Raw genomic sequence first — 7,851 nt, forward strand, 5'->3', positions numbered from 1 at the left:
CCCTGCTCGTCGCGCTCGCCGTCGGGGCGTGGCTCGTCGTCGCCGTCGCGGCGCACCTGGCGCAGGGGACGGCGGAGGTCGACGTCGCCACGCTGCTCGCCGCCGCCACGGGCCAGGACCTGCCCCAGGCCTCCGCCGTCCTCCTCGAGTCGCGGCTCCCGCGGCTGGCGGCCGCGCTCGTCGTCGGCGGGGCCCTCGGCCTGTCCGGGGCTGCCATGCAGTCGGTCTCGCGCAACCCGCTCGCCTCGCCCGACACCACCGGCGTCGCCGCGGGCGCGCACCTCGCCATGACGGCGGCGGCCGCGCTCGGCCTCGGCGGCGGCCCCCTCGCGGGCCTCGCCACCGCCTCCGCCGGGGGCCTGGCGGCCGCCGCGCTCGTCATCGGCCTGTCGGGCGGCGCCCTGTCGCCCGTGCGGCTCGTCCTGGCCGGCTCCGTGCTGGCCCTCGGCCTGGCCGCGGTCACCTCCGCGGTCCTCCTGCTCTTCCCGTGGGAGACGCAGGGCCTCTACGCCTGGGGCGCGGGCTCCCTCTCCCAGAACGGGATGGGCGCGATCACCGCGGTGGCACCGGTCCTCGCCGTCGCGACGGCGCTGCTGCTCCTCCTCGGGCGCCGCCTCGACCTCCTCCAGCTGGGCGAGGACCAGGCCTCCGCGCTCGGCGTCCCCGTCGGGAGCACCCGGCGCGCGACCGTGGTCCTCGCGGTCGTCCTCGCCGCCTGCGCCGTGACCGTGGCGGGCCCGGTCGGGTTCGTGGGCCTGTGCGCCCCGGCGCTGCTGCGCCTGCTCGCCCGGCGCGTGCGCGTGCTGCGGCGCCAGCGCGTGCTCCTGGCGGCGAGCGGCGGCGCGGGCGTCGCCCTCGTGCTCAGCGCCGACGTCGTCCTGCGGGCCGCCTTCGGGCCGGTGTCGGGCGTCACGGTGCCCACCGGCGTGCTGACGAGCGTCATCGGCGCCGCCTTCCTGGTCCTGCTCGCGCAGCGGCTGCCGGGGGGCGGCGACGGCGAGAGCCTGGCCGGCCTGCGGGCCGGGACCCGCTGGGGCCGCGCGCACCCGGGCCTCGTGCTCGGCGCCGCGGGCGCGGTGCTCGTCGCCGTCGTCGTCGCGGGCGTCCTGCTCGGCGACAGCCTCGTGCTCCTCGGCGACGTCGCGAACTGGCTGCGCGGCGTCGCCGCCCCTCGGGTCGAGGTCATCCTCGGCTCGCGCGTCCCCCGCGTCGGGGCGGCCCTGCTGGCCGGCGCCTGCCTCGCCCTCGCCGGCGCGGCGGTGCAGGCGGTCACGCGCAACCCCCTGGCGGACCCGGGGATCCTCGGCGTCTCGGCGAGCGCCGGCCTCGGGGCCGTCGCCGTCATCACCCTGGTGCCGCTGCGCAGCGACGGCCTCGTCCTCGCCGGCGCGGGCGTCGGCGCGGCCCTCGCCGCCGTCGTCCTCCTCGTCGCGGGCCGCGGCGGCCAGCTGCGGACCGTGCTCGCCGGCATCGGCACCGCCGCCGCCGCGGCGGCGCTGACGACGCTGCTCATCCTGCGGACGGACCCGTGGAGCCAGACCACGGCGATCACCTGGCTGGGCGGGTCGACCTACGGCGCCACCGTCGGCCAGCTCGTCCCCATGGCGCTCGCGCTCGCGGGCGGCGCCGTCGTCTGGGCGCGCACGCACCGCGACCTCGACCTGCTCCAGCTCGACGACACGACGCCGCACGTCCTCGGCGTCGACCTGCCGCGCGCCCGGCTCCTCCACGTCGGGACGGCCGTGGTGCTCACCGCGGCGGCGACGGCGGGCGTCGGCGTCATCGCCTTCGTCGGCCTGGTGGCGCCGCACGCGGCGCGCCTGCTCGTGGGCAAGCGGCACGACGTGCTCGTGCCGCTGGCCGTCCTGCTCGGCGCGGCGCTGGTCGCCGTCGGCGACCTCGTCGGCCGCACGGCCCTCGCCCCGGCGCAGCTGCCCGCGGGACTCGTCGTGTCGCTCGTCGGCACGCCGTACTTCCTCTGGCTGCTGCGGCGGATGCGCGCGGCCTGACGCCACGGGCGCAGCGGTGGGGCCACGGCGCCCTCAGGCGCGCCGTCGCTCCACCGCTGGCCCCTCCGACGCCGGCTGCGTCAGCGCCGGACGGTGCTCATGTCCGGGTAGCGGTCGCCCGCGCTCGCGCCGACGGGCAGCACGGCCTCGAGCCGGTCGAGCTCCTCGCGCGTCAGCTCGACGTCGACCGCGGCGACGTTCTCGGCGAGGTAGCTGCGGCGCTTGGTGCCCGGGATCGGGACGACGTCCGGCCCCTTCGCGAGGAGCCAGGCGAGGGCGACCTGGCCCGCCGTCGCGCCCTTCGCGTCCGCGAGCGCCCGCACCTCGTCGACGAGCTGGAGGTTGCGCGTCATGTTCTCGCCCTGGAAGCGCGGGTTGGCGCGGCGGAAGTCGTCCTCGGCCAGGTCGTCGGTGCTGCGGATCGCGCCGGAGAGGAAGCCGCGGCCGAGCGGGGAGTAGGGCACGAACCCGATGCCGAGCTCGCGCGTCGTCGCGAGGACGCCGTCCTCCTCGACGTCGCGGGTCCACAGCGACCACTCGGTCTGCAGCGCGGTCACGGGGTGGGTCGCGTGAGCTCGGCGGATGCTCGCGGGCGCCGCCTCGCTGATGCCGAGGTGGCGCACCTTGCCGGCCTGGACGAGCTCGGCCATGGCGCCCCACGTGTCCTCCACGGGCACGGAGGTGTCGACGCGGTGCTGGTAGTAGAGGTCGATGACGTCGACGCCGAGCCGTCGCAGGCTGGCGTCGCACGCGAACCGCACGTACTCCGGGCGCCCGTTCACGCGGAACCCGCCCTCGGGCAGGGCCTCGTTGCCGAACTTGGTGGCGAGGACCACCTCGTCGCGCCGCGAGGCGATGGCCCGGCCGACGAGCTCCTCGTTGGTGGAGGGGCCGTACATGTCGGCGGTGTCGAGGAGGGTGACGCCGGCGTCGAGGGCCGCGTGGATCGTCGCCGTCGACTCGTCCTCGTCGAGGGCGCCGTAGAAGGCGCTCATGCCCATGCAGCCGAGGCCGAGGGCGGAGACGGCCAGCTCGGTGCCGTTCGCGGCGCTGCCGAGCGTGCGGGTGGGGAGGGTGTCTGCCATGCCCCCACACTGCGCCGCTGCGAGCGCGACGGCGCGGCGGGGGCGAGGCCCGCGTCAGTCGTCGGCGTGGGCCTCCCGGTACCGCCGGAACGGCGCCTGCGGGTCGTCGACGTCGCCCTGGCTCATCGGGAGCGCGCGGTCGGCCTCGGGCTTCGCGTACTCGTCGTAGAAGGTGTCGAGCGAGAAGTACCGCCCGCCGTCCTCGTAGTGCTCGCCCTCCTGCTCGCGGGTCGCCGCGTAGACGACCCGCTCGGGGGCCGCGTAGTAGAGGGCGCCGAGGCACATCGGGCACGGGGACGCGGTGACGAAGACGTCGCAGCCCGTCAGCTCCGTGCGCCCGGCGGCGGCCAGGGCCCGCAGCGCGGTGATCTCGGCGTGCGCCGTGACGTCGCCGCTCTGCGCCACCTGGTTGGTGCTCTCCTGCAGCACCTCACCGCTGGAGCGCTCGACGACGACGCAGGCGAACGGCTTGCCGCCCTCGGCGACGTTGGCGAGCGCGAGGTCGACCGAGCGGGCGAGGTGGGCGGCGTCGGCGGCGGCAGTCGTGGTCATGCGCGGATCGTCACCCCGCCGCCGACCGCACGCCCGTCAGACCTTCCCGCGCAGGATGCGGTGCCAGTAGAGGACCGGCAGCCCGTACCGGTCGAACAACCAGGTGAGGCGCCGCGGCCGGAAGCGGTGCAGCACCGGCAGGTGCCGCGGGCGCGGGCCGGAGCGGTCGCGCTCCACGAGCACGAGCCGGCGGTGGCTGGTCGTCACCGGCATGACGGTGAAGCCGTCGTAGCGGTGGAGCCTCCTGCCCTTCGCCGCCGCCGTGAGGTTCTTCGCGAGGACGTTCACCTGCTTGCGCAGCCCGCCGCCCGACGAGCTGGTCCCGAGGGACGCCACGTCGCCGAGCGACCACACGTCGTCGGACACGGTCGAGCGCATCGTCCCCGGGTCGACGGACACCAGCCGGCCGGGCTCGTCGGTCGCGAGCCCCGCGTCGACGACCCACCGCGGCGCGCGGTAGTGCGGGACGACGTGCGCGTGCGCGAGGTCGTCCAGGTGCACCGGACCGGCGGGCGTCGTCAGCTCGACGGACCGCAGCACGGGGTCGACGCGCGCCACCCGCGCCCGGCGCAGCACGCGCACGCCGTACCGCGCGAACGCGCGCTCGAGCCGGGCGTCGGCCTTCGGCACGCCGGTGACGTGCTCCTCCGGCAGGGCCAGCACCACGTCCAGGTCGTCGAGGACGCCCGCCCGGCGCCACGCGTCGCAGGCCATGAGCAGGGGCTTGAGCGCGGTGGCCGCGCAGGGCGCCGGCTCGGGCGGCACCGTGAAGAGCACCGTGCCCGAGCGCAGCGCGCGCAGCGCCGGCCAGACGAGCGGGACCGCGCTCGGCACGTACGTGGAGGTCGCCCACCCGGCCGTGTACGCCGACTGCAGGCCGGGGGTGTCGTCCCAGTCCTCCTGCGTGCCGGGGCAGACGACGAGCGTCGTGTAGCGCAGGCGGCGGCCGCGCCCGGTCGTCACGACCTTCGACACGTGGTCGACGGAGGCCACCGCGTCCCGCACCCAGCGGACGCCGTCCGGGACGACACGGCCCATCGGCTTCTCGAGCGAGCGCATCGACGCCTCGCCCGCGCCCACGTAGTTGAGCAGCGGCCGGTAGCGGTGCACGGGCGAGGGCTCGACGAGGACGACGTCGCGCCACCCGTCCCGCCGCAGGCGGGCCGCCAGGGAGATCCCGGCGTTGCCGCCGCCGACCACGAGGACCTCGGCGTGCTCGGTGCGCGGCTCGGGCAGGACGGCGGTGGGGAGGTTCACCTCACGACCATGGGCGCCACCGCCCGCCCCTGCCACTCGCGCCGTCGACGGCCCGGCACGCCCACCCCGGGCAGCCGCTCCGCGGGCGGACCTCCCGAGGCGCCGGACGCGAGACGACCGCCGCCGGGGAGGACGAGCTCGTCACCTGAGCACTCGGCGCACCGCTGACCTGCGACGACGCTCCGTCACCGCGACCTCGTCCTCCCCGTCCGCGGGTGGTGGCGGCTTCCTCACCAGCCCAGCGGGCCGTGCCGGTCCGTGTAGGTGCCGGTGGGACCGTCGGCCCCGATCGTCGCCATGCGCACGATCGCCTCGGCGCCCTCCTCGACGGTCTGCGGACCGCTGTGGCCGTTGAGCTCCGTGGCGGTGTACCCCGGGTCGACGCAGTTGACCCGCAGCTCGGGCAGGGCGGCGGCCCACTGGCTCGTCAGCATGTTGAGCGCCGCCTTGGACGACGTGTACGCGGGTGCCTGGAAGGAGCTCTCGACGCGCCCCGGCTCGGACGTGACGGCGTGGGAGCCGAGGCCGCTCGAGACGTTGACGACGACGCCGGCCGGCGAGCGGCGCAGCAGCGGCAGGAAGGCGTGCAGCACACGGACCGGTCCGAGGACGTTGACGGCGAAGACCTCCTCCACGTCCGCGGCCGTGACGTCGGGCGTCGGGGCGGAGGTGCCGGAGACGCCGGCGTTGTTGACGAGGACGTCGAGGGAGCCGCCGGTCGCGGCGGCGACGTGCTCGGCGGCCGCGGCGGCGCTCGCGTCGTCGGTCACGTCGAGCTGGACGAAGCGGGCGCCGAGGGCGTCGGCGGCCTCCCGGCCCCGCCCCTCGTCGCGGGCCGCGACCCAGACGTCGTGGCCGAGGTCGCGCAGCTGGCGGGCGGACTCGCGGCCCAGGCCCTTGTTGGCCCCGGTGATGAGGATGGTGGACATGGCGACCACGCTGCGCCCGGTGCGGACGGCGCACAACGGGTCGGTCGGAGGTACCACCGCCGGTCCCACCCTCGCCGCCCGTCCGGCACCGACCCGCCCGCCCCCGGCCCGGGGCGGTGGCAGCATCACGGGCGTGCACGAGGACCTGGCCGCCTGCCTGCGGGCGTGGCGCTCCCGCCTCGACCCCGAGGACGTGGGCCTGCCCCGCAGCGGCTCGCGCCGGGCGCCGGGCCTGCGCCGCGAGGAGGTCGCGGCCCGGGCTGGCATCTCGGTGAACTACCTGGTGCGCCTCGAGCAGGGGCGGGCGCAGGCCCCGTCGGCCTCCGTCGTCGCGGCGCTCGCGCGGGCCCTGCGCCTCCCGGGCGACGAGGCCGAGCACCTGCACCTGCTGGCCGGGCTCGCCGCGCCGCTGGGACGCACGGCGAACCGGACGATGTCGCCGTCCCTGCGGCGCCTCGTGGAGCGCTTCGACGACGTGCCGCTCATCGTCGTCGACGTCGCCTGGGACGTCGTCGCCGCCAACGAGATGGCCACCGCCTTCCTCTCCGAGGACGACCCCGTGGGTCAGAACGCCGCCTGCCGGCAGTTCCTCGGCGCCCCGTGGGGCGAGCGGGCGCCCGCGGACGACGCCGCGTTCGAGCGCGACCTCGTCGGCGAGCTGCACCGCCAGCGCGTCCGGCACCCCGGCGACGAGCGCTTGCGCGCCGTCGTCGCGCAGCTGCGGACCGGGTCACCCCGCTTCGCGGCGCTGTGGGAGCAGCGGCCGGCGGGCGTCCACACGGTCTCGCGCAAGACCTTCGCGCACCCGGACGTGGGGCGGGTGACGGTGGACTGCGACGTCCTCGAGGCCCGCGGCACCGACCTGCGGGTCGTCGTGTGGACCGCGGCGCCCGGCACCCCCGACGGTGACGCCATGGCCCGGCTGCGCCCGGCGCGGCAGCGGGCCGTCGCGACGCCCTGAGGGCCCGGAGCGCTGCCGCATCCGTGGACCGGTGGGACGAGAGGACCGCGGGACCGCGCGGGTAGCCTCCTGCGGTGCCGTCGTCAGCCGCTCGAGGGAGCCACGCGTGATCGAGATCCTCAGCCCCCGCGAGGTGGAGCGGGCGCGGTCCGCGGGCGCCCTGGTGGCGCACATCCTGCAGACGTGCCGGGAGCGGACGCAGGTGGGCACCAACCTCCTCGAGATCGACCGCTGGGCGCAGGAGCTCATGGCCGAGGGCGGCGGCGTCTCCTGCTACGTCGACTACGCGCCGTCCTTCGGCCGCGGGCCCTTCGGCCACTACATCTGCACGTCGGTCAACGACGGCGTCCTGCACGGGCTCCCCCGCGACCAGGCGCTCGAGGACGGCGACCTCCTCACCCTCGACATCGCCGTGCTCGTCGACGGCATCGCCGCCGACTCGGCCGTGAGCTTCGTCGTCGGCGAGGCGCGCGACGCGGCGGACCTCGCGCTCATCGACGTCACGCGCCGGGCGCTCGACGCCGGCATCGCCGCGGTCGGCCCCGGCGCGCGGCTGGGCGACGTCTCGCACGCCATCGGCGAGGTCCTCACCGGCGCGGGCTACCCGGTCAACACCGACTTCGGCGGCCACGGCATCGGCTCGACGATGCACCAGGACCCCCACGTGCCGAACCTCGGCCGTCCCGGCCGGGGGTACCGGCTGCGCCCCGGGCTGCTCCTGGCGCTCGAGCCGTGGGTCATGGCCGACACCGACGAGCTCGTGACGGACGACGACGGCTGGACCCTCCGCAGCGCCACCGGCTGCCGGACGGCGCACAGCGAGCACACCGTCGCCGTCACCGAGGACGGCGTCGAGGTGCTGACGCTGCCGCGAGGCTGACGCCCGGGTCCCCGGCCGCCCCCGTCCCGAGCGACCCGGCTCCGCGCGACTCCCTCCCGCCGGACCCTCCCGAGGCGATGAGTGGCCATGTCGCCCCTGCCGCGCATCCCCGGACTCGTCCGGGCCGTACGGCCGCACGTCGCCCTGCGGTGGAGCGTTCCGAGGGCGACATGGCCAC

Annotated in this window: 7 protein-coding genes; 3 read left to right on the plus strand and 4 right to left on the minus strand. The window is 76.9% G+C overall.

All coding sequences use genetic code 11. The annotated features are described in order from the left end of the window. Positions 1–2,009: iron ABC transporter permease (locus tag HLB09_RS10180; RefSeq protein ID WP_171203270.1), on the plus strand; the 2,009-nt coding region annotated here is incomplete at its 5' end. An 80-nt stretch (positions 2,010–2,089) separates the two neighbouring features. On the opposite strand, the gene HLB09_RS10185 is transcribed toward HLB09_RS10180, so the two are convergent. From HLB09_RS10185 to HLB09_RS10200, 4 genes are all read right to left on the minus strand, one after another. Continuing rightward, on the minus strand, positions 2,090–3,094 hold the full coding sequence (locus HLB09_RS10185; protein ID WP_171203271.1) for an aldo/keto reductase: 1,005 nt from the start codon (positions 3,092–3,094) through the stop codon (positions 2,090–2,092). Between the two features lie 54 nt (positions 3,095–3,148). Beyond that, complete coding sequence (locus HLB09_RS10190) at positions 3,149–3,646, minus strand: nucleoside deaminase (protein WP_171203272.1); 498 nt, start codon at positions 3,644–3,646, stop codon at positions 3,149–3,151. 36 nt (positions 3,647–3,682) lie between these two features. Continuing rightward, complete coding sequence (locus HLB09_RS10195; protein WP_212770872.1) at positions 3,683–4,903, minus strand: FAD-dependent oxidoreductase; 1,221 nt, start codon at positions 4,901–4,903, stop codon at positions 3,683–3,685. Between the two features lie 230 nt (positions 4,904–5,133). Continuing rightward, complete coding sequence (locus HLB09_RS10200) at positions 5,134–5,832, minus strand: SDR family NAD(P)-dependent oxidoreductase (RefSeq protein ID WP_171203273.1); 699 nt, start codon at positions 5,830–5,832, stop codon at positions 5,134–5,136. Here HLB09_RS10200 and HLB09_RS10205 point away from each other — a divergent pair. Then, a complete protein-coding gene (locus HLB09_RS10205) occupies positions 5,831–6,793 on the plus strand; it encodes a helix-turn-helix transcriptional regulator (RefSeq protein WP_171203274.1) in 963 nt (320 codons plus the stop codon). The genes HLB09_RS10200 and HLB09_RS10205 overlap by 2 nt on opposite strands. A 106-nt stretch (positions 6,794–6,899) precedes the next feature. After that, on the plus strand, positions 6,900–7,673 hold the full coding sequence (gene map / locus HLB09_RS10210) for a type I methionyl aminopeptidase (RefSeq protein WP_171203275.1): 774 nt from the start codon (positions 6,900–6,902) through the stop codon (positions 7,671–7,673). Positions 7,674–7,851: the final 178 nt, after the last annotated feature.

This window comes from Pseudokineococcus marinus (genome assembly GCF_013004605.1).
Lineage (GTDB): Bacteria > Actinomycetota > Actinomycetes > Actinomycetales > Quadrisphaeraceae > Pseudokineococcus > Pseudokineococcus marinus.

Bases quoted from the DNA above. Each gene is read 5' to 3' on its own strand.
- HLB09_RS10185 (WP_171203271.1), bottom strand. From the start codon at position 3,094: ATGGCAGACACCCTCCCCACCCGCACGCTCGGCAGCGCCGCGAACGGC.
- HLB09_RS10190 (WP_171203272.1), bottom strand. From the start codon at position 3,646: ATGACCACGACTGCCGCCGCCGACGCCGCCCACCTCGCCCGCTCGGTC.
- HLB09_RS10205 (WP_171203274.1), top strand. From the start codon at position 5,831: ATGGCGACCACGCTGCGCCCGGTGCGGACGGCGCACAACGGGTCGGTC.
- HLB09_RS10200 (WP_171203273.1), bottom strand. From the start codon at position 5,832: ATGTCCACCATCCTCATCACCGGGGCCAACAAGGGCCTGGGCCGCGAG.